Source organism: Pseudarthrobacter sp. CC12 (genome assembly GCF_039907755.1).
GTDB lineage: Bacteria > Actinomycetota > Actinomycetes > Actinomycetales > Micrococcaceae > Arthrobacter > Arthrobacter niigatensis.
On sequence record NZ_JARDJH010000032.1, the window covers coordinates 11416 to 32442 of the forward strand.

Consider the following 21027-nt stretch of genomic DNA (forward strand, 5'->3'; position numbering starts at 1 on the left):
TTAGGCCTTTCGGAGGAGTTTGTGCCGGGTGGCGGCCAGGACCGCGGAGCCCGTTGCTGCGGTGAAGCCGGCGAGGAGCCAGAGGGTGTGGTTGAAGGTCTGGGCCCATACATAGGCGGGGCTCTGTTGGTTGTATTGGTTTTTGATACCGAGCCAGGCGAAGAGGGGGCGTTCGTATTGTTTGGTGAGGGAGGTTTGTTCGATGAGGTCGCGGGCTGTTTCGTAGCCGGTGAAGTTGGCCATAACGGCGTGTTCGTGTGCTTTGTCGATTTGGAGGCTTGCGAACAGCCCTCCGGGGATCTGGTTGTCCGGATCCATGGTGTCGCCGATCTGGGGGATCACCAGAACGACGATGAGCCAGAGGACCAGGGCCAGTACCAGGCCGGTGGCCGGGGTCCGGGTGAGGGCGGCCAGGGCCAGCGCGGCGAGCGACCACATGGTCAGGTAGATGGTGGTGTGGGCTGCGGCGAGTACTAGTCGGGTGAGGTCTGTGCCGGTCAGGGGGGCGTTGCCGGCGATGAGCAGGGCCCCGGTGATGACGGAGAACAGGGCTGCGGTGACGGCGGCCCAGATGGTGAAGGCGGCCAGGATTTTGCCGGCGGCGAAGCTGTGGCGTCCCAGGGGACGGGTGAAGATCAGTTGCAGGGTGCCGTTGTTTTTTTCCTTGGCGATCAGTCCGTAGCCGAGGATCACGGCGAAGAGTGCCCCGACGATTTCCAGGTACTCCATCGCTGCCCGCAGCATCTGCAGCGGGAAGAGGTCCGGGGGCGGTGCGGTGACGGTGCCGCCGCTGGCTTTGAGGGCGGCCAGGTAGCTGGTGTAGTCAGCGGTTTTGGCACGGAAGTCTGCGGCCGCTACGAGGACGGAGAGCACGACGATGAGGGCCAGGAAGGTGATCAGCAGCCGCATGGAACGGTTTCGGGACAAGTCCCGGATTTCCTTCCCGCAGAGCGTGAGGAGGCTAGTCATGGAGTTCCTTTCGCATGCTCGCGCGGCCGGTCAGGACGATCAGGGTGACCCCGACGGCGAGGAAGGCCAGGATGACCATGATCCCGCCGGTCATCGTGCCGCTGGCCTGGGGGTCCTGCAGCAGGATCGACGCGACGTGTTTGAACTGCTCCCCGAGGGACAGGGGGCCGGTGAGGGAGCCGGTGACGGCGAAGATCCCGGTCTGCGGGGCCGCGGGAGGTGTCACCGGGTTCAACAGCGAGACCGGGTGAACGGCGGTGCCGAGCAGGGGCAGGACGAAAATAATGACGCTCCAGACCACGATGGGAACCAGGAGCGCGGCGGTGTAGCTGGATGCGTGGAGCCCGGCCAGCATGCCCAGGGCCACGAAGAAGAGCAGGAAGATCCATGCCAGGGCAAAGAGGGCGGTGAGCCGGAGCAGCTGGCCGGGTGCCGGGATGCTGCCGGTGACCGCGCTGATGGAGGCCATGCTGATCAGCGCCGAGGCCGCCAGCACGCCCAGGAGTCCCAGGCTGATGCCGGTAAATTTCGCGGCCAGGTACCCGGCCGGGGACAGGCGCCGGGTCAGGACCAGGTCGATCGTCCGGGCACGCCGGTCCCGCATCCCGGACTGCACACCGGTCACAACAGCCAGGAGAGCCCCGATCAGGAGGATGTAAATGACGGTATTGCGGGCGTAGTAGAGGGCCGGGACGTTGCCGAAGGGGTTAGGGGCACTTGTCAGTCCCTGGCCGGCGGCTGAGTTGTACACGTTCGTGACGGTTGCCTTCGCGGCCGAGCCGATGAACGCCGAGACTGCGGTCATGCCGATAAACACGGCCAGGAGCAACTGGGGCAGACGTTCACGTCCGGCGCTGCGCAGTTCATGACTGACGGTGGCGGCCCAGGGATTCATGACGGGGTGCCGGCTTCGATGTGGAGGTAGATGTCTTCCAGGGATGCCTGGTGGGGGAAGGCCCCGAGGGTGGCCGCGACGGAGTTCTGGTAGATCAGCCGCCCTGAGCTGAGGATTCCGATGCTGGTGCACGTTTTGGTCACTTCGGCCAGGAGGTGGGTGTTCATGAACACCGTCATTCCCAGTGACTGGTTGAGGCCGATGATGATTTCCCGCAGGTTGGCCACCCCTTGCGGGTCCAGCCCGGAGGTCGGTTCGTCCAGGAACAGCACCGCCGGTTCGTGCAGGATGGCCTGGGCGATGCCGGCGCGTTGACGCATCCCTTTGCTGAACGTGGACATTTTCTCGTGGCCGTGGCCGGTGAAGTCCACGGCTTCAAGGGCCGCTTCGATCCGGGCTGCGGGGGCCGCTATCCCGGAGAGCCTGGCGAAGAACGTCAGGTTCTCGGTGAGGGTGAGGTTGTCGTAGAACTGGACATTCTCCGGCAGGTAACCGATCGAGCGGCGCACCAGGTCAGCGCCGGTGGCCACGTCATGGCCGGCGATGCGGGCTGTGCCGGACGTAGCCGGCAGCAGGGTGGTCAGGATGTTCACGGTGGTGGTTTTACCCGCCCCGTTGTGTCCGAGTAGCCCGAAGATTTCCCCTCGAGGGACCTCGAGGCTCAGGGCCTGGAGGGCCTGCTTGGATCCGTAAGCCTTAGCCAGTGAGCTGGTTTCGATTGCCATGTCCGTCATACACCGCAACTTATGACGACGCCGGTAAGAGAAACCTGAGGACGGGCCTGAACCCCTGAACCCCGGACGCTCGTTCTTGAGCCCCCGGGCGTCAGCGGCTCAGGCCGAGGGCCGGAGCCAGCCAGTCCAGGGCCGGTCCCATCGTTTGTCGGGGGATCTCCCAGGAGTGCCCCTGGCCCGGGACCAGGGCGGTCCTGACGCTCATGCCGGCTTTGGCGGCCGCGTCAGCGGTCCGGGCCTGGTATCCGGAGAACGTTCCATCCTGCGCCCCGGCGGCAAGGTAGATCCTGCTGTGGCTGTAGTGCCCGGCGGCCAGGACCTTCAGGGGCGAGACCGCATCAAAGGCTGCCGTGTTGCCGCCGAACGCCTGGGCGATAGTTGCGGACCGGTCCGGGCCCAGCGCGGGTTCGGCTTCGCCGCTGAGGTCGATCGCGGAAGGGTAGATGTCCGGGTGCAGTGCCGCCATCTGCAGGGCGCAGGTCCCGCCGAAGGAGAACCCGCCGACCGCCCAGCGGGCCGGGACCGGATCCACTCTCAGGGTGGTCTTGATCCACGCCGGAACATCGGTGGCGAGATAGGTGCCGGCGTTGGCGATCTTCGAATCCATGCACATGGTGTTCCCCGGCGCCGAGCCGTTGACATCCGGGATAACGACAACCGGGGCGAGCCCTTCGTGCGCTGCTGCGAAGGCATCCATGGTTGTTGCTACTCCTCCGGCGGTGATCCAGTCCGCCGGTGAGCCGGGCTGGCCCGCCACCAGGACCAGGACAGGCATCGCCGGCCGGGACGGGGCCTGGTAGGCCGGGGGGAGGTAGACGTACCCGGGACGTGCAGCGAAACCTGAAACGATACCCGGGATCTGCACCGAGCTTATCGTCCCGGCCGCGGGGAGCCCCGGCGGTTTCACCCAGGTCGAGGCCACCGGGCCGGTCTTCGGGCCGGAAGCCGGCCCGGGCATGGTGCGGGGTACCGCGCGCGCGGCCTGCGGCAGCGCCCCGATGGCGGCGGTACTGGCCCCGGTCATGTCACCCAGGGTCCGGTACGCGGCGTAGTAGATGTTCACTTGTAACGCCGCCACCAGAATCAGCGCCGTCATGGCCACCGGTGCCAGGATTCTGCGGCGCCGGGAGCTTCCGGCCAGGTTCAGCCCGGCCAGCAGCACGGCCCAGTACGCGAGCCCCATCCACACGGTCACGGGCAGCGGCAGCTCCTGGGCCGAAACCCCCGCGGCGTGGACCAGAACCCAGCCCGTCCCCGCAGCCAGCAGTGCCGCGGCCAGAAAGGCCCCGCCCGTGGCCATCCACCAGCGCCGCCGGCGGCGGATCAGCAGGAAGAGCGCGGCCGCCGCGGCAGCAACAGCGGTGCTGGCCGGGACTGCCCCGCTCAACAGCTCCACTCCGGTCAGGGTGATCATGCGGTCCTCTAACAGGTCAGGAGATTGTGGACGCCGGGGGTTTGTTACCGGGGACAGGAGGACCCGCGAAGCCGGGGTGCTTCGCGGGTCCTGGTATGCCGGCGGTGAGGGCTGGGGGGTCCGTGGCGCCGGCTGGTTTCTTCCCTGGGTGCCCGGTGTTACGGGGTTCCGGGGGCGTCGCCCGGATCGGTGTGCTCACCGGTCTGTTCGACGTTCGGTCCGGTATCACCGGGGGCTTCAGGGGCGTCTGCCTTTTCGGTTCCCTCGGCCGCGCCCGGGGCGTCGGCGGCGTCGCCGGGGGTGGCCTTCTCCACCGTGCCCGGGGTGTCGGCCGTGTCACCCGGGGTGGGGGTATCCGCGGTGACGGACTGGGTGGTGGTCGGTGACGGGGAGGGGGTGGCAGCGTTTGCTGCCCCGATGCCGAGTCCGGCCAGGCCGAGGACTCCTGCGCTGACGATGACGATTTTTGTCCTGGCTTTCAGGTCTTTGACGTTCATGTCCGGCTCCTTTCGTGGCGGGTTGCGGGTCCGCCGGCGCCTCCCGGTGCGGGGGGCTATGGATCCAGTGTGTCCCGCGGGACCTGAGAGGACCCTTAACCCGGTTGAGATCCCGCTGAACCGGATCCGGTACCCTGCCACGGGAGGGGTTTGGTATCTGCACCGTGCCGGGCCCATCCTTGGATTATGGATACTGACCGGGTTCTGCCCTCTGCCGGCGGCGCGCGGTGGGGTGTGCGCAAGCGCGCCACGGCAACTGCGGTTCTGGTGGTCGCGGCGGCTCTGGCCGTGGGCGGGCTGGTCCTGCTCGTGTTGCTGCAGACCTCTTTGGTCGCTTCAACGGAAACGGCCGCCCGGCGGCAGGCGGCGGATGTGATCGCGCAGATCTCCGGGCAGGATGTCGCCGAAGCGGGCCAATACATTGTCTCGACCGCCCACACCGGCCAGTATGTGCAGATTCTCACTCCCGGCGGGGCGGTTTTTGCCGCCTCGGTGCCGGCGGCGAAGACGGTTGCCCTCACTTCCCTGCGGCCCGGTCACGGGCAGACTCTCACGCAGGATGTGTCCGGGCTGCCCAGTCTGCGCGATGATGATGATTTCCTGATCGTCGCGACCGGCGCCGACGTCGGCGGTCGCCTTTACACCGTCGTCGTGGCCGCGACGGTGCAGGTCCAGGCGGATACGGTGTCCACCGTGGCCTGGTTCATCCTCGGAGCCACCCCGCTGTTACTGGTAGTTGTGGGCGTGTCGGTCTGGGTGCTGGTGGGCCGGTCCCTGCGGCAGGTTGAACGGATCCGCGGCCAGGTCGCAGGGATCAGCGCCCGGAACCTGGACGGCCGCGTTGACGTCCCGCCGACCAGTGATGAGATCCAGGCGCTGGCGGAGACGATGAACATGATGCTGGGCAGGCTGCAGGCCTCGGACCAGGAACAGCGCCGCTTCGTTTCGGATGCCAGCCATGAACTCCGCAGCCCGCTCGCGACCCTCAGTGCCGGTGTGGAGATCGCCGCCGCCGACACCTCGGGGGCGACGTGGGAGCACATGAAAACCGTTCTCGCCGGCGAAACGGCCCGCATGCGGTATCTGGTCGAGGATCTGTTGACCCTGGCCAAAACGAACGACGGCGGCCTGCGCCTGGAAACTACAGATGTGGACCTCGACGATGTCCTGAACGAAGAAGTCCGCCGGTTGCGCTCCACCAGCACCCGCCGGATCGAAGTCAGCCTCGAACCCTCCCGAATCACCGGGGATCCGCGGCGCCTGACCCAGGTCATACGCAACGTCCTGGACAACGCCGACCGGCACGCCGCGTCCCGGATCAGCATCACGTTGCGCAACACCGGCAGCGGGGCACAGATCACGATCGATAACGACGGCCCGCCGGTGCCGGCGGCCGACCGGGACCGGATCTTTGAACGGTTCGTCCGGCTGGATCAAAGCCGGTCCCGCGAAAGCGGCGGCAGCGGCCTTGGCCTGGCCATCGCCGCCGGCATCATGACAGCCCACCACGGCTGGATCCGCACCGGCGAAACCCCCGACGGCGGATGCCGCTTCGAACTGGGCTTCGCCCCGGCACCGGAACCCCGCCAACCAAAGGACCCGGTCACGGCGGGAGACCCGCGGGCGCCGGATACCCCGTAAGTGTCCGGCCGGCTTCGCAGCCATCCGGGAGCCCCGGCCTGGCGCCGGCGGTATCCGGACCGCGGAAGCCGGGGTTGCGGGACGGATCGTCACAGCGGTTCCTCAGCAGCGGTGAGGAAGTGTGGTCCCCATGAACCTTCGCAGCATACCCGGCACCGCTTTGGCGGTCGTCGTCGCTCTGAGCCTCGGCATGGGCTCGGCGTCCGCGGCGGAGTACGGAAAAACCCCGCCGCCGGCGACACCTGCCCACACTGCCGCCCCGGCAGTACACAGCCCCGGCGGCTCTGACCTGGACGTCCTCACCGGCTACCCCAAGGAAGTCCACACCGATGAGCGGCTGATCGAGGAGGAACTCGAATTCGGCGAAGCCGCCCCGCACACACACCGGCGGTTCCACGCCGGCACCGCCTAAGCCAGCCCCGGCCCGACCGGCGCCGGAACCTCCGCAGGCGGCCTCAGGCGCCGCGCCGGACCAGGACAATCAGGGCAAGGGCGGAGGTTTTTCACCCGGCCGGCCGGTCGGCGCCCAGCATGTACCCCATGCCCCGGACCGTGGCCAAGGTCTGCAGCCCGAACGGGGCATCGATCTTGCGCCGCAGGTAGCCGATATAGACCTCCACCACGTTGTCGCCGCCTTCAAACGCCGGATCCCAGACGTTGTCGAGGATCTGGGCTTTGGACACGACCTGGCCATGGCTGCGCATCAGGTAATGCAGCAGACCGTACTCCCGGGCCGTCAGTTCGATGACGGTATCGCCCCGGCGCACGCTGCGGCTGCCCGGGTCCAACGTCAGCGAACCCACCGTGAGGGTGACAGGCCGCTCCGGCGCGCCCCGCCGGATCAGGGCACGGATCCGGGCAACGAGGACGATAAAGCTGAATGGCTTGGTCAGGTAATCATCAGCTCCCAGATCGAAGGCGTCCGTCTGGTCGTATTCCCCGTCCTTGGCCGTCAGCATCAGCACCGGGGTCCAGACCAGCCGCTCCCGCAACTCCTTCAGAACGTCGTAACCGTTCTTGAGCGGAAGCATCAGATCCAACAAAATCACGTCATACGGGTTCTCCGTCGCAGCCCACAAACCACTGACACCATCATGGGTGACATCCACGACGAACCCCTCGTTGACCAGCCCGCGCCGGACCGTCTCGGCCAGCATCTTTTCGTCCTCGACCAGCAGAACCCGCATGTCCGCACCCCTTTCCTTTGATAGCTGCAGTATCCCGGAGTCCTGTTGTGCGGAACCTGAGAAACGTCGAAGCCCCTCTCAGGTTCTTCTCAGAGCCGGTGCCGCAAGCTGGTGGCACGCCCCGCGCATCAGCACTCGAACTGTCAGGACTGCACCATGGATACCTCCCCGGCCCGCCGGAGCACAATATTTCCCGGACTTCAGTCCTGGTGGTGGGTCACCGTGGCTGCCTCCATCTTCGCCAGCACCGCCGCGGCCGGAATGGTGGCGAAGTCTTTCGGGCCGGTGTCACCGGAACTGGGACTGGACATTGCCTTGAGCCACGGCCGAAACAGTGCCCTAACCGGGTTGAGCGAGGCCATCCACTACGGACTGGGACCGGTAGGAGCGGTGACGCTCGTCCTGGGCATCTGCCTGTATCTGCTCGGGGTCCGCCGCAACCCGGTGCAGGCGGTGGCGTTCGGGTCCGTCGTCGCCGCCGGCTGGCTGGCCTCATCAGCGGTCAAAGCACTGGTGGGCCGCTCCCGGCCGCCGGGGGACGTGACAGCGTCCCTGGTCGTTGAAACAGGCCACAACAGTTTCCCCTCCGGCCACACGGCCTTCGCCGTCTCCCTGGTCCTCGCCGCCGTGCTGGTCCTGGCCCGCAGCAAGGGTCAACGGCTGGCAGCGCTGGTCGCGGGTTCGCTTTTCGCGGCAGTCGTCGCGTTCTCCCGCCTTTACCTCGGGGTCCATTACCTCAGTGACGTGGTCGGTTCGGTGTTCATCAGCACCGCGGCGGTCCTGGCCTGGTTGCCGGTATGGAATACCCTCATTGCACCCCGGATCGGCCGCGTGCAGCTGATCCGGAAGTTAGACCGCACGGCCACGGACCGTACCCGGGGGTAACCCGTGCGGAAAGAGGCCCTGGAGGGCCACTCCCGTGTCAGCGTGCTACCCCTCCGTTGAAAGGAACCCCGTGGCTGCGACCCCTCAGGAGCCCGGGAAACCGGTCATTCCAAGGGCATTGGCCTTTGCGCTCCGGCAGCTGCGCCGCGCGCCGGCCACACTTGGCTGGATTTTCATCTTTTGGGCCGCCGGAGCGGTGTCGTCCAGTCTCATCGACGGCCCGTCCGGGACCCTGCGCCCGAACGTGGCCGCGGCGGCACACTCTGTGCCCGGCCACTGGTGGGCGCTGCCCGCCTCAGGTTTCTGGGCGCATAACCTGACCGGGTACCTGCTCGGAAGTGCCCTGACCCTGATGGTGGGGCTGGCCCTGGAACCACGGATGGGCAGTGCGCGGTTCGCTGCAGCCGCCCTTGGCTCCCAGATCCTGGGAATCGCCGCCGCTCTTGGCTTCCTGGCCGCCGCGCACCAGGTGATGGGTGCCTGGACACGCGAAATGAGCGGGCACCTCTTCCTCGGCCCCAGTGCACTCATCACCGGGGCACTCATGGCCGGCACGGCGACCATGCCCACCCTCTGGCGGCGCCGGATCCGCCTGGCCGTCTTCGCCCTGTTGATCCTGCTGGCCCTCTATACAGGCGGGTTCGCGGATTTGGTCCGGCTCGGAGCCGCCGTTGCCGGCGCCCTCCTCGGCCCGGTCCTGCACCCCGGTTCGGCCGTCCCGTCACCTCCCGGCACGAAGGCCGGGTCCTGGTCGCCCTGCTGGTGGCCGTGTCCGCCGTCGGACCTGTCGTCGCCGGCCTGGCCCCGCACGCCGCCGGGCCCCTCTCGGTGTTGCGGTTCCTGTTTACGAACATCCAGCCCGTAGACCCGCAGACACTCCAAAGCCTCTGCACAGAACCTGGACAGGCCAAGGAATGCGCGAGGGCGCAACTGCAGCTGCGCGCCGGTGCCGGCGGGATCTTCATGGCCGTCCTCCCGTCGTTCTTGTTGCTGCTGCTCTCCGACGGGCTGCGGCGGGGACGCCGCTTCGCCTGGGCCGGCGCCGTGCTGATCGAGCTGGCATTGTCCGTTCTGGCAGGAATCACCATTGCCGCAGCGTTGTCCCCGGCGTCCCCAAACACCGCTGCCGGCGAAGCGGCGGGCCCTATCGAGGTCCCCGGCTACACACACCCGTTGGCCCTGATACTGCCGCTGCTGCTGCCGGTGGCACTGACGCTGGTGCTGCTGCTGACCCGCAAATTGTTCCCCCTCACCGCCCCGGCAGGAACCTACCGGAGCCTCGCGGTCAGCGCCGGGAAAACAGCCGCCGCCCTGGCCTCGGTCTACCTGCTCGCCGGCATCCTCCTGGCCCCCGGCTTCATGCCCGCTCCGGCGCCGCTTGACCTGCTGGCCGATATTCCCGACAGGTTCCTGCCGCTGGGATACCTGCTCGATCTCTCCCCGGCGTTCTTCCCCCAAAGCACCCCCGCGGTCATCCTCTATGAAGGCACCGGCACCGTCTTCTGGGCCGTCACCGCCGTCCTGATCCTCAAAACATTCCTGCACCCGGTCCCGGCCCAGCACGTCGCCGGGACCGCCCGGGCCCGGGAAATTCTGAAAACAGGGCAGGGCAGCACCCTGTCGTGGATGACAACCTGGCCGGGGAACACCTACTGGTTCTCCGCCACCGGAGAAAGCTTCATTGCCTACCGGACCATCGCCGGGATCGCCCTGACCCTTGGAGGCCCGGTCGGCCCCCGGCACCAGGGAAAGTCCTCTTTGGCGGAGTTCACAGCATTCTGCACCGGTCACGGCTGGACACCGTGCTTCTACTCCGTACCCCAACACCTGCGCGACCACGCAGCTTCTCTTGGCTGGGGATCCGTGCAGGTAGCCCAGGAAACCATTCTGGAACTGGGCACGCTGTCCTTCAAAGGAAGAAAATTCCAGGACATCCGCACGGCCCTGAACAACGCGGCCAAAAACGGGATCCGCGCCGAATGGACCACCTACCATGACGCACCCCTCACCCTGTCCGCCCAGATCCAGGAAATCTCCGAAGAATGGGTAGCCGATAAAAAGGTCCCGGAAATGGGCTTCACCCTCGGCGGCCTGGACGAACTCAACGACCCCAACGTCCGCCTGCTGCTCGCCATTGACGACACCCACCAGATCCACGCCGTTACTTCCTGGCTGCCCGTCTACCGCAACGGCGCTATCGAAGGCTGGACCCTGGACTTCATGCGGCGCCGCAGCACAGGGTTCCGTGCCGGCATTGAATTCCTCATCGCCTCCGCAGCCCTGGACCTCCAAGCCGAGCGCTGCCGCTATATCAGTCTCTCCGGAGCACCACTGGCCCGGCTGGGCGGCACCACACCATCCACCGTGGAAACCCCCGAAACGGGAGGAACCGGCGGTCTCGACCGCTTCCTAGGCCGGCTCGGCGCGGCCCTGGAACCTGTCTACGGGTTCAGGTCCCTGCTGGCATTCAAAGCGAAGTTCCAGCCCCGCTATGAACCCCTGTACATGCTCTACCCTGACGCGGCCGCCCTTCCGGCCATCGGCAACGCCATCACCCGCGCATACCTCCCCGCCATCAAACTCCGCGAAACCCTGACGCTGGCCCGCCATGTCCTCGGACGCGCCAAATACAAAAAACTTCCCATCAAACACGCCCGACAGACCGGCCACCAGTCACCCTCCCGAAACCCCGGTGAGGCGCAAACGGTGAAACCTCACGCCGCGACACCGCCGCGGCCGTAACAACCGGTGCCCCCTCCGCCGGCCCAGGACGGCGAACGCGGCCGCAAACGAAGGACCCCCTTCACCTCCCCTTTGCGGAGAGGCGTTTCCTAGGGACCGGAACGGTAAACGTCGGTCCCGAAGGTGTTGACCCCCGGTTCGCCGGCGCCCGCGAGACGCGGCAGGGCGAAGATGTCTTCCATGGTGGCCAGCAGGCTGTAATGGTTGTAGGGGCGGTCCGAGCTGCTCCCCGGGGCGGTGAATGGGGAGAGCACCAGGGCGCCGACCTTTCCTCCGGTCGTGCCGCCGGTGACGCCCGTCGAGGGGCCGACGGCCCCGCCGTCGGCCTCGTCAAAGGTGATCACGAGCATGCCGTCCTGCTGGTAGGCGGGGGAGGCCAGGATCGCCGGCACCTGGCTCTTCAACCATTCATCCGCCGTACCGAGGCCGCCGGCGGTCCCGTCCACGCAGGGACTGTCGTGCCCGTCGTGGCAGAGGTTAGGGGTGATGTAGGAGAGGTTGGCCGTGGTGTTGACCGACTGCAGGTCCTTTGCGAGCTTGGAGTAGTCGACGACGTTTTTGGCGCAGTCCGGGGTGGAGGTCAGGGAACGGAAATAAACGAACGGGTTGTGGCGGGTGCCGTACTGGTCACCGGGGGAGGCCGCCACATGTTCGTCGACGGCACCGAGCTCCGGGTGCTGGCAGGGTGCGGACATGTCTTCCATGTAGCCGCGCCAGGCTTTCGCCTTGGCGCTCAGTTGCCCGGCGATGGTGGGCACCTCGGCAGGGAACACACACCCGTCGCCCATCAGCCGTCCCTGTGAATCAACACCCGTGCCGGTAAACGGCGTGTAGACGGGGCAGTCCTTTTTGGTGCTCATGTTAGGCGGCTGCCCGGAGATCTGGGCGAGATAATTGGGCAGCGAGTTGTGCGAGATGCCGTAATAGTTGGTCAGCAGCACGCCCTGGGCGCGCAGAGTTCCGGAGAGGTACGGGGCCGGGGAGCCGCTGTCCCACACCCGGTCATAACCCTTGTTCTCCAGATTGATCACGAACACGTGGCCCGGCGTGCCGGCCCGTTGTCCCTGCACCGGCCCACCCTGCGACTGGCAGGCCGCCGCCGTGACGACGAGGGCGACCATCGCCATCAGCGTGGCGGTCTGGGATCGCCGCGGGAGCGTGCTCTTCCGTAGCGAACGAGTTCGGGCTGTCACGCTGAGCTCCTGTCCTCAGAATTTTCCTCGACGGATATCCCTGCGGTGACGCCGCCGCAAAGTTCCCGGCCCCTGCGACTGAGCCTGCCAGAAATGAGCCTTTGGGATGCTCTGATCTTCCTGCGGGCAACCGGTGAAGGAGCAGCCGCCGGAAAGAGCTTCGGCCGGTCCCCAGCGCCTGCGTCCCTTACCTTGTTCAGCATCTTTCGTGCTCCCGTCCCTGAGCGGCGGCGGTACGTCGTCGGCTCTTGAGCAGTTCCACTGCGATGGGGACGAAAGAGATTACAACGATGACAACGAAAATCAGGTCAATGTTCGAACCGATCCACTCGTAGCGTCCCAGCCAGAACCCGAGCAACGTCACCCCTACGCCCCACAAGGCAGCCCCGATGGCATTAAAGGCGAAGAAGGAACGGTAACTCATCCCGGCGACGCCGGCCGTGACCGGAAGGAACGTCCGCACCACCGGAACAAAGCGGGCCAGAACAACGGACCGGCGTCCGTACTTCTCGAAAAAGCGGTGCGCCTGGTCCACGTATCTGCGTTTGAAAAACCGGGAATCCTCTTTCCGAAATACCGCGGGCCCCGCTTTGCGGCCGATCAGATACCCGGCCTGGTCGCCTACGAAAGCGGCCACGAACGCGGCGGCCGCCAGAAACAGAATATTCACCTGAATAGTGCCGGTGGCCACCAGCAATCCCGCCGTGAACAGAAGCGAATCCCCCGGCAGGAAGAACCCGACCAGAAGACCGGTCTCGACGAACAGGAACACACACACGACCCCGACGACCCATGGAGCCAAGGCAGGATCACGCAGGAACTCGTTCGGATCAAGCCACGGCGGGAGCAGCCCGGCAACGGGTCGGGACAACACACCGGCAGGCAGCGCCAAAGAAACCATGGCCCTCACCGTAGGGCAACCATGCTGAGCAGACGCTGAGAACAGCTGCCCGGTGCAATCCGCAACGACCGGGCCCGTTCCTCAAACCCGGCACTCACACGCCGCCGGTAAATTCCCTGCCCGGGCCACAGCCGCTTCAGCTGACGCGACGACCTCAAGCCCGATCACGTCCAGGCGCGCCAAGCGGCGGACGTCCCGTTGAAGGGCATGTAGATCCGTCGACAGCCCACCCCGCCCGCACCCGGCCGCGGCCGCGGCAGCAAGACCTGTGCACCTGCCGGTGATAGCCTCTGCCTCGGCCGTGAGCCGTTCGGAAAGTTTCACCTCGAATACCTCATGACTGGCGCCATTGTCCGTCGTGGTGGCCATGACAACGATGTCACCGCCGCCGGCCAGGGCATGCCTTACGGCGGCATCCACGGCCGGACGATGCATCACGGTATCCGGGATAGCCCAGACACCCCCGGAAACGGCGACACCTCCGCCGTCAGCGAGAGCGGCGTAAACGCGGCGCCGATACCGGGGTGCAGCGCCACGGAGCCTGACTATCAGCACCAACCACGTCATGGACCCCAGCTTATCGGGCGCCGTTGGCCACACCCGGCCGCTCCGAATCCAGTGTGCGCACGGACTGCCCGGAACAATAGGTGTCCGCCACCCTTATCCGCGCCGTACAACCTGCCCCGGCGGCCAAAGAGACTCCGAAGCAGGGGCATTCCGACGGGAGAGCCCTACATGCATCGCAGCCCTACATGCATCACAGGCCCTCGGTACTTCAGCGGCAGCACAGCAGGAAGAAAAAGCCTCCGCCGCGGTCGCCGGAAGACTGCGGCCCCGGTAAGTGTGCGCCCGGTCCGTAGCTCCTAATGGCCGACCAGCCGCCCGCACAGCGTCGAAGGGCTGGTGCGTCCGACCCCGGTGAAGCCGCCGAAACAACGCCCCGAATTGACGCCGTCTTTTGGTGGACCATACAGGAAGCTCGGTTATGCTGGCGCAGATCGTGCAACTGCCGTCCGGCTGACCAGCACGTGCCTTCCATCCCGGCCGGTACCGATGGTTAGTCAGAATGTGATCAGATCTAGGAGATTGGGTACACATGACCACCGCCAACCCTGCACCCGGGGGACCTTTGTCCACGGCGCCGGATAGCCCCGCTGTCCGGGTCGTGGTCGTAGAAAATCCGCATTGTCTCCAGGAGGACCTGGCCGTCGCCGTGAAGCAGGTCCGGGACACCGCAGAGTCGGGGGACAGACGAGGAATCCTAATGACCCGCCTCGGCCAGTCGCTGTTCACGGTGGAGGCCAGCCCCGACGTACCGTACGGAACCACCCTCGAGAGGGACCTCTGGAGGCGCCGCGCCGTCCCGGGCTCTGATCAAGCAGCACCGGTCCTGTGATACCCGACCCGGACCAGGTCCAGGGAAGTCTGTGGAGAACGGACCCGATAACGCTGCGGGAAATCGTCCTGGACAGGGAGGCGCTGTGGGCCCGCCTCGACTCCTGCCCTGCCCTTGAACGGGTGTGGATCTTATCGCTTCTCGGCCAGCCAGAGGAAGCCATACGCGCCGGCCACGCACTGGCGGCAACAGCCCGGGACCGGCTCCTACCCCTGTTGGTGCTCGCCCGCGCCTACCAGCGCCAATACGCCTGGCATGAGGCGGCCCGGATCCACGAAGAAGCACTACAACTGGCCGGGACCCGCGTCCGCGAGGCCATGATCCGATACCAGATCGGCAGGCGACTGTTCGACGAAGCCCGCTACCGCGAGGCAGCTGCCGAATTCGAATGGGCACGCGACCTCTACCGAACCTCGAACGAACCCGGGCAAATGGTTCGCACGTGCCAAGACGCCCTCGACAGAGCCCGCGAGCTGCTAACCGGGCTCTAAGCCCGGCCGAACGCAAACCGGGACGACGCCGGACCATGCCAGGGCTGTCTGTTCAATGACCACTACCCGGCGCTGGTCTGCTGGAGCCCACCGATCACCAACCGGCCACAGCCGGCCCACTTCGGCCCCTGTAGGGGCCCTTACAGCTATCCGAGTACCCACAGCGTTCCAATTCTGGCCGCAGGAACGAGAGACCACCGAACCCGGGAACCATGAAGCCCGAAGCGTGGTGGTGAGGGCGGCGTGCATCAGGCAAAGCACGAAGAAAGCGCTTCCCACGACCGGACCGAAATTCCCTCTACGGGGGAGAGGGGAAGCTGAACGGTCACCACGAGCCGCCCCACTCACCGGCAAAACAACTTGGTCCGCGCCCGCACCCTTTTCGAGCCGCTTGACAGACATAGAAGCGTCGGGGGGAGAGGGGACGCTGGCCGGTCACCTTGAGCCGCCCCACCCACCACCCTTTCGGCAAAAAAGGAGCAACACCCACATGAACGCAACACCCACGCTTGAAATGCTCGACCCGGCCACGCTGACCGTCGACGTTAACGTCCGGAAGGACGCCGCCCTGACACCCGATTTCATTGCCAGCATCAAAGAACATGGCGTGATGGAACCGGTGATCGCCCACCGCAAGGACGACGGCACCGTGCACGTGCTGATGGGCCAGCGCCGCACCCGCGCCGCCGTGGAAGCGCAGCGGACCCTGATCCCGGTGATGATCATCGACAGCCCCGAGGAAGCCGAACGTATCGTGACTCAGGTGGTGGAAAACATCCAGCGCGCTGAACTGACCGAAGCGGACGAAGCCGACGCCTACCACCAACTGTCCCTGATCGGTGTCTCGGCGGCCGCGATCGCGAAGAAGACCGGGCGCACCAAGACAACGGTGGAGTCCGCATTGAAGGCCAAGTCCTCGGACGCGGGAGCCGCCGCCCTGCGCAAAGGATGGACCATCGAAGAGGCGCTAATCATGGCTGAGTTTGAGTCAGATGAAGAGGCCACGGAGGAGCTCGAGTCGGTGATCATGGACGAACCTGACCAGCTTCTGCACGTCGCGCAGCGGCTGCGCGACCGGCGCGAAAGCGCTGCCGCCCTCGCCGCGCTGATCGCCGATCTGGAAGCCCAGGGAACGACCATCGTGGAGGATGCCGGACACTACGCCGACGACGACAACCTCTACGTCACCGCCGCCAAACGGGAGGACGGGGAACCGGCCACCGAGGAGGACGCCAACGCCGTTCTGATCACCACGGACTACCGGGGCCAGCACCGGACCCACGACGTGATCGCGGGGTGGAAGGAGACGGGCTTCGCCCCGAAGTACGAACGCTATGACGGCGGCCGCCCAGCGCAGAAAGGCCCTATGACCGAGGAGCAAAAGGCCGAGCGCAAAACCCTGATTGAGAACAACAAGGCGATGCTGTCCGCGCAGGTGGTACGCCGTGAATTCGTGACCGGCCTGCTGGCGAAGAAGCAGCCACCCAAGGGGTGGCAGTACTTCACCGTCCACGCGATCACCCACCACCCCGAAACGGCCAGCGGCTACGACGGCGAGGTAGCCGCTGGCATGGTCGGGGCAAAGGTTGACGAGGCCAAGACCTGGGCGTGGAACCCGCTCCGCACGCACGTGGCGAAATCCACCGCACGGCCCGAGTCTTCTTTGATCGCGCTGGTCTGCGCGGGGTATGAGAAGACCATCGCGAAGGACTCGTGGCGGTCCCCGTCCCAGACCCACAGGGACTACCTGAACCAACTGGTCCTTTGGGGGTACAAGCCCTCAACTGTTGAACAGCTGATCATCGACAGCGGCACGCCAGAGGAAGAAACCCAAGCGGCCTAAAACCAACCCTTGCCGGGCGGAACACCACCGCCCGGCAAGGGTTCCCCGCCAATCACCACGGCAGGGCCGGGAACCTCGCAAACGTCGGGCGGTCCGCCGCCCGGGGCGAACCACGGCAGCCACTCACCAGCGGCGGACCGCCATTAGGCGCCGCCTGGGCAGGAACCCACCAGGGGTGCCGCGCATACCAACGTGACGGGTACCTGGCGTCGTCCGGGTCGCGGTGTTTAAAAGCCGCCGGCAACGCACGGGCGCTTAACCAATGCACCCTTCATGGGTGCGCTAGAGTGAATGAAAGATTTCCTTTTGCCGAAGGACAAAAAGGACCGGAATGTTCCGGTCCTTTTTTGTGTGCAGCGACTTTTCAGGGGTGTCAGCGCGGCGGCTTGGGTTTCACAACAGCGTGGGTTCTAAGCTCACTCTTCGCTGAAGGATGTGCCGGATCCCTGGGCGGCATCCTGTGCGGATTCGGTGGAGCGCTTTGTCGCCCGCCGGCGCTTTACCGCAGATGGTTCAAGGCCTAGTTTCTTCAGTTCCTCCGCGCTCCATCCGTCCCGGGTGGCCTGCACGTAGGCGCGCTTGTCATCGCGTTCGGCGGCGACGAGTTGGTCCCGCAACTCGGTGATTCGCTGGCGGCTCTTTACCAGGGCAGTGACGGATTCAATGCGGGAGTCCAGCAGCGCGCGGGCTTGGTTTCGTGTCTGTTCAATGTCGAGGGTAGCCATGGATCCAGCCTAACGATCATCCCGATGCCGGCTCCGCCGGACGCGCCCATCCTGGCATGACATGTCCGAGGTAGGCGGAGGGTCTTGCGCCAGGAGGTGGGCGTTCCGGGGATCGTTGAACCAGTCCCGCAGGTAGTCGTCGGAGTAGCTGACGGTTCGTGCTGTGAACTGGAAGTATTCGGGGCCGATGCCGCGCCGCCGCCACTGCCGCAGCTGCGTCGGGGAGACGCCGTATTGCCTGGCCACTTTCGTAGGTGAGATGAGAGCCAAAACTGTACCTTTCGCTTGCCCTATGCCGCGTTCCTTTCGGCACGCTTGCCGAAACTCGGCCGGTGAAGGAATTGGCCAGTTGGAGCGGCCGGACCGTGGAATACCGGAGCGAAGCGAGGATATGCCGCGAAAGCCGGCTGTGGAGACTTGCCAAGGAAGGACCGGACAGTAGCTTCAACCAGCCGAAACGGAACGACGCAGTCGTTATAAACAAGTCAGACGCGCAGCGTCCTGCAGGGCAGTGCCCAGAAACCACCAAAGCGCCAAAAACCGGTGCGGGTGATTTTTCGGAGCAAGCTATGTGGTTATGTGCCATAACCAGCGTGTTGCTCCACGGCCTGGGGCCGGTGATGCGGCACACTCGTCAGTGTGGCCCGGAGATTCCCGGGGCGCTGCGCTGGGCATTGGGGGAGGGGAGCGGGTTGTCTGAAGAGCCGACACCAGAGCGCAAGTCCGCCCGCGTGTTCGGTCGCCGCCGCCGGGCGAACATTGACGGTGCGACGCAGTACGTGCGGGTGTCGATGTCGGAGTTCGAACGCGCGCAGTTGAAGGTCTTGGAGGGACGGACCGGGCGCAGCGCGTCGGAGATTCTGGTCAGTGCTGCCCTGTACGCGGAGAACTCCGAGTCCCTGGCGGAGCGGCGGGCGATGGCCGTTGAATTCATTGCGGCCCGCCGCTACCTTGCTGCCCTGTCGAACAACGTTAACCAGCTCGCCCGACACGCGAACGCCATGGACGAATTCCCGGAAGCTGCCCGCACAGTCCTGTCGCGGGTGCGTGCGGTCGCTGACCGGCTCAATACGATGCTGGATGCGATGGTGCGCTGATGATTCCCAACATCACCAAAGGCACCCGCATGCACGGGCTCATCGCCTACCTTGCCGGCCCGGGACGGGCGAACGAACACGCCGACCCGCACCTCGTCGCGGGCTCACCGTCGATCATGGCCTGGCACAACGACGACGAACTGAACGCCGACGCCGCCCAGACCATTGCCAAAGAGCTGGACCGGGCCCGAAGCGTCTTGGGCGTCGAGGTTCCCGGAGGCCATGTCTGGCATTGCTCGCTGTCGCTGCGCGCCGAGGAAGGCGACCTGACCGACCAGAAGTGGGCTGACATTGCGCAGGACTTCATGGACGAAATGGGATTCACCGAAGCCAGCGGACGCGCGCCGGCGCAGTGGGTGGCGATCCGCCACGGCCACAGCAAAGCCGGGAACGACCACATCCACATCGCCGCGTCCATGGTCCGCGAAGACGGCACGAAGTGGAGCAGCTGGCGCGACTTCCCCCGCGCCCAACAAGCCGCCCGGGCGCTTGAGAAAAAGTATGGCCTGGAAGAACTTTCACCCACGCATTCCACCCGTGGCCTCCGGCCGGGTGAACGTGAAGCATCCGAAAGGCGGGGAGCCCCGGAACCGGAACGCCGGTCCCTGGAACGCAAGGTTCGTGCCTGTGCGACTTCGGCCCAGGATGAGGCCGAATTCATTCGCCGCCTTCGCCGAACCGGTGCACTCGTTCGGCCGAGGTACGCGTCCGGACGCGATGACGTCGTGGTTGGCTACAGCGTGGCCGAACGTCCCCCGAAGGGCGGCCGGCCGGTGTGGTTCGGCGGCGGTCACCTTGCCAAAGACCTTGCCCTGCCCAAGCTCCGCGCCGAGTGGCCCGACAGCCCGCAAGGCGCCGCCGATGCTGTCGCTGAATGGCAGGCAGCTGCCCGTGGACGCCGGCCGGTCACGACGGGCCGGGAAGCCCACGAACCGGACCCGCAGATGTGGGAGCGGTACAGCGACGAAGTTGCACGACTCCGGGAAACACTGCGCTCCGTCCCGCTGGACGATCACGCGACCTGGGCGCACGTTGCACGTGAGACTTCCGGCGCCTTCGCCGCCTGGTCCACGGCGACCGAGGCAACGCCCGGCCCCCTCGCTGCAGCAGCCGACGAGCTGTCCAAGACGGCACAGCTACGGCGCTACCCAGTCCGGCCCATCCGCAGCGTAGGACCATCTGCCCGGGGAGCATCCCTCATGCTCATGGCAGCGTCGATGGGCGGCAACGGAACCGCCGCCCAGGCAATCATGCTGCGGCAGCTGCTCAACGTCGCCAAGGCCGTCCACGACATGCACAAGGCATCAGACGACCTGCGCCGAGCACGCCAAATCAGCCACATGGTCAAGCACCACCTGAGCCAAGTCGCAGCATCACTGCCCAGTATCCCTGCGACCACGCCCACAGCGGATAGCGAAGCGGCCGCAGCCGTACGGACCAGTGCAGCCGGGCAGGTTTCGGGCCGGTCCACGGGTTCGGTGCTGCCGCCGACGTACGTGCAGGCACGCACTCCCGCGAACACCCGAAGCGGGTCGACCGGTCCGGACATCGAGAGATAACACAACGAGGGGGAACCATGAGTGAATCCGACGGCATCGAAGAAGCAATCGAGGGAATGTCGCGCGTTGGGCTGACCGTCGCCTGCCGGCTCGGTGAGCAACTGGCCAGGGCACGCGAACAGGAGCTGCGTCGCGCCCAGGCGGCTGAGGAACAACTGGCCCGCGAGTTGCAGGCACGCTTCGATGCGGAGCGGGCAGCGGCCCGCGCTCAGTTCGCCCCGGTCATGGACAACCGGTGGTGGGACACCGCCAGTGGCCGGGACGTCGAAAGGGTGCACGAGACGGCTACCGCGTGGAAGGACTACGACCCGGCTGCGCGCGACGCGGCCGAGGTCATCCGTGACCAGGTACAGCGCCGCTACGGGTTGGACCTGGACAACCTCGGTGCCGATGAAGCGTCCGTGGCGGAGGCCCTGGCTAAAGCTGAACGGGACCGCGAACAGGCAGAACAGGAACGCCGTACCGGCCGTGAAGAGAACGACCGGGCTGGGCAGCTGCTGGCCGAAGCCGACCGGGAGGATCGGGACCGTGAACGAGACGTCACCGAAGAGAACCAGCGTCCCGAGTCACTCGCAGAAGAGGCGGATCTCGAATACGACTCGACCGAGCGCCGGCAGGACTTAGCCGCCAGCCTGGAAGACGTTGCCGACCGTGAGGCCGTGCAGGCACGACTCAGCGCGGACCAGGACCAGGCAACCCCGCCCAGCGCTGCCGTCGCCAAGCCGTCAGGACGGAACCCGAAGGCCCGCAAGACACGTGGAGCCAACGGCCAGGCGAAGCTCCTTCAAAAGGGCATGAGCCGCTGATGGCGGGCGCGGGTGGGCGATCGCTGTACCCCGACCATCGCGAGGAACAGCC

Annotated in this window: 22 protein-coding genes; 11 read left to right on the plus strand and 11 right to left on the minus strand. The window is 66.2% G+C overall.

Annotated features, from left to right (window positions below):
• The 5 genes from PV772_RS18100 to PV772_RS18120 form a co-directional block, all read right to left on the minus strand.
• Nucleotides 1-969, minus strand: coding sequence for an ABC transporter permease subunit (locus PV772_RS18100; RefSeq protein ID WP_347887060.1), 969 nt, complete (start codon nt 967-969; stop codon nt 1-3).
• Complete coding sequence (locus tag PV772_RS18105) at nt 962-1864, minus strand: ABC transporter permease subunit (protein ID WP_011689704.1); 903 nt, start codon at nt 1862-1864, stop codon at nt 962-964. Before PV772_RS18105 ends, PV772_RS18100 begins: the two co-directional genes overlap by 8 nt.
• Nucleotides 1861-2598 carry an ABC transporter ATP-binding protein gene (locus PV772_RS18110; protein ID WP_347887061.1) on the minus strand — a complete coding sequence of 246 codons (738 nt, stop codon included), beginning with the start codon at nt 2596-2598 and terminating at the stop codon, nt 1861-1863. The genes PV772_RS18105 and PV772_RS18110 overlap by 4 nt, the downstream gene beginning before the upstream one ends.
• Nucleotides 2599-2689: 91 nt before the next feature.
• A complete protein-coding gene (locus PV772_RS18115; protein ID WP_347887062.1) occupies nt 2690-4012 on the minus strand; it encodes an alpha/beta hydrolase-fold protein in 1323 nt (440 codons plus the stop codon).
• Nucleotides 4013-4170: 158 nt separating this feature from the next.
• Complete coding sequence (locus PV772_RS18120; protein WP_347887063.1) at nt 4171-4509, minus strand: hypothetical protein; 339 nt, start codon at nt 4507-4509, stop codon at nt 4171-4173.
• 186 nt (nt 4510-4695) lie between these two features.
• On the opposite strand from PV772_RS18120, the gene PV772_RS18125 reads away from it, so the two are divergent.
• Both PV772_RS18125 and PV772_RS18130 read left to right on the plus strand, forming a co-directional pair.
• Entirely contained in the window at nt 4696-6150 is a 1455-nt protein-coding gene (locus PV772_RS18125; RefSeq protein ID WP_347887064.1) for an ATP-binding protein, read from the plus strand.
• A gap of 130 nt (nt 6151-6280) precedes the next feature.
• Nucleotides 6281-6562: a hypothetical protein gene (locus PV772_RS18130; protein ID WP_347887065.1), complete on the plus strand. Its 282-nt coding sequence runs from the start codon at nt 6281-6283 to the stop codon at nt 6560-6562.
• 91 nt (nt 6563-6653) lie between these two features.
• On the opposite strand, the gene PV772_RS18135 is transcribed toward PV772_RS18130, so the two are convergent.
• Entirely contained in the window at nt 6654-7337 is a 684-nt protein-coding gene (locus PV772_RS18135) for a response regulator transcription factor (protein WP_237429497.1), read from the minus strand.
• A gap of 156 nt (nt 7338-7493) precedes the next feature.
• On the opposite strand from PV772_RS18135, the gene PV772_RS18140 reads away from it, so the two are divergent.
• The 3 genes from PV772_RS18140 (at nt 7494) to PV772_RS18150 (ending at nt 10964) form a co-directional block, all read left to right on the plus strand.
• Nucleotides 7494-8222 (plus strand): phosphatase PAP2 family protein, encoded by a 729-nt coding sequence (locus PV772_RS18140; RefSeq protein WP_347887066.1) that lies wholly within the window; start codon nt 7494-7496, stop codon nt 8220-8222.
• Between the two features lie 70 nt (nt 8223-8292).
• Nucleotides 8293-9087, plus strand: coding sequence for a hypothetical protein (locus tag PV772_RS18145; protein WP_347887067.1), 795 nt, complete (start codon nt 8293-8295; stop codon nt 9085-9087).
• Complete coding sequence (locus tag PV772_RS18150) at nt 8991-10964, plus strand: DUF2156 domain-containing protein (RefSeq protein WP_347887068.1); 1974 nt, start codon at nt 8991-8993, stop codon at nt 10962-10964. Before PV772_RS18145 ends, PV772_RS18150 begins: the two co-directional genes overlap by 97 nt.
• Nucleotides 10965-11053: 89 nt before the next feature.
• Here PV772_RS18150 and PV772_RS18155 read toward each other — a convergent pair whose 3' ends face one another.
• The 3 genes from PV772_RS18155 to PV772_RS18165 form a co-directional block, all read right to left on the minus strand.
• Nucleotides 11054-12157, minus strand: a complete 1104-nt coding sequence (locus tag PV772_RS18155; RefSeq protein WP_347887069.1) for an alkaline phosphatase family protein — start codon at nt 12155-12157, stop codon at nt 11054-11056.
• Between the two features lie 196 nt (nt 12158-12353).
• Complete coding sequence (locus PV772_RS18160) at nt 12354-13058, minus strand: VTT domain-containing protein (protein ID WP_347887070.1); 705 nt, start codon at nt 13056-13058, stop codon at nt 12354-12356.
• A gap of 81 nt (nt 13059-13139) precedes the next feature.
• On the minus strand, nt 13140-13625 hold the full coding sequence (locus PV772_RS18165; protein WP_237429502.1) for a Chromate resistance protein ChrB: 486 nt from the start codon (nt 13623-13625) through the stop codon (nt 13140-13142).
• A 529-nt stretch (nt 13626-14154) separates the two neighbouring features.
• Here PV772_RS18165 and PV772_RS18170 point away from each other — a divergent pair.
• The 3 genes from PV772_RS18170 (at nt 14155) to PV772_RS18180 (ending at nt 16788) form a co-directional block, all read left to right on the plus strand.
• Nucleotides 14155-14454: a hypothetical protein gene (locus PV772_RS18170; RefSeq protein ID WP_011689558.1), complete on the plus strand. Its 300-nt coding sequence runs from the start codon at nt 14155-14157 to the stop codon at nt 14452-14454.
• Nucleotides 14451-14945: a hypothetical protein gene (locus tag PV772_RS18175; protein WP_237429503.1), complete on the plus strand. Its 495-nt coding sequence runs from the start codon at nt 14451-14453 to the stop codon at nt 14943-14945. The genes PV772_RS18170 and PV772_RS18175 overlap by 4 nt, the downstream gene beginning before the upstream one ends.
• A gap of 490 nt (nt 14946-15435) precedes the next feature.
• Entirely contained in the window at nt 15436-16788 is a 1353-nt protein-coding gene (locus PV772_RS18180) for a ParB/RepB/Spo0J family partition protein (RefSeq protein WP_347887071.1), read from the plus strand.
• Nucleotides 16789-17204: 416 nt separating this feature from the next.
• Here PV772_RS18180 and PV772_RS18185 read toward each other — a convergent pair whose 3' ends face one another.
• Nucleotides 17205-17513, minus strand: coding sequence for a hypothetical protein (locus PV772_RS18185; protein WP_347887072.1), 309 nt, complete (start codon nt 17511-17513; stop codon nt 17205-17207).
• 9 nt (nt 17514-17522) lie between these two features.
• Nucleotides 17523-17783: a hypothetical protein gene (locus tag PV772_RS18190; RefSeq protein WP_347887073.1), complete on the minus strand. Its 261-nt coding sequence runs from the start codon at nt 17781-17783 to the stop codon at nt 17523-17525.
• A 62-nt stretch (nt 17784-17845) separates the two neighbouring features.
• Between PV772_RS18190 and mobC the strand changes: the two genes are divergently transcribed.
• Genes mobC through PV772_RS18205 form a run of 3 tightly spaced genes read left to right on the plus strand, consistent with a single transcriptional unit; the run spans nt 17846 to nt 20975 of the window.
• A complete protein-coding gene (mobC, locus tag PV772_RS18195; RefSeq protein WP_347887074.1) occupies nt 17846-18610 on the plus strand; it encodes a plasmid mobilization relaxosome protein MobC in 765 nt (254 codons plus the stop codon).
• Nucleotides 18610-20169, plus strand: coding sequence for a relaxase/mobilization nuclease domain-containing protein (locus PV772_RS18200; RefSeq protein ID WP_237429509.1), 1560 nt, complete (start codon nt 18610-18612; stop codon nt 20167-20169). Before mobC ends, PV772_RS18200 begins: the two co-directional genes overlap by 1 nt.
• Before the next feature lie 17 nt (nt 20170-20186).
• Nucleotides 20187-20975 carry a hypothetical protein gene (locus PV772_RS18205; RefSeq protein WP_237429510.1) on the plus strand — a complete coding sequence of 263 codons (789 nt, stop codon included), beginning with the start codon at nt 20187-20189 and terminating at the stop codon, nt 20973-20975.
• Nucleotides 20976-21027 lie beyond the last annotated feature (52 nt).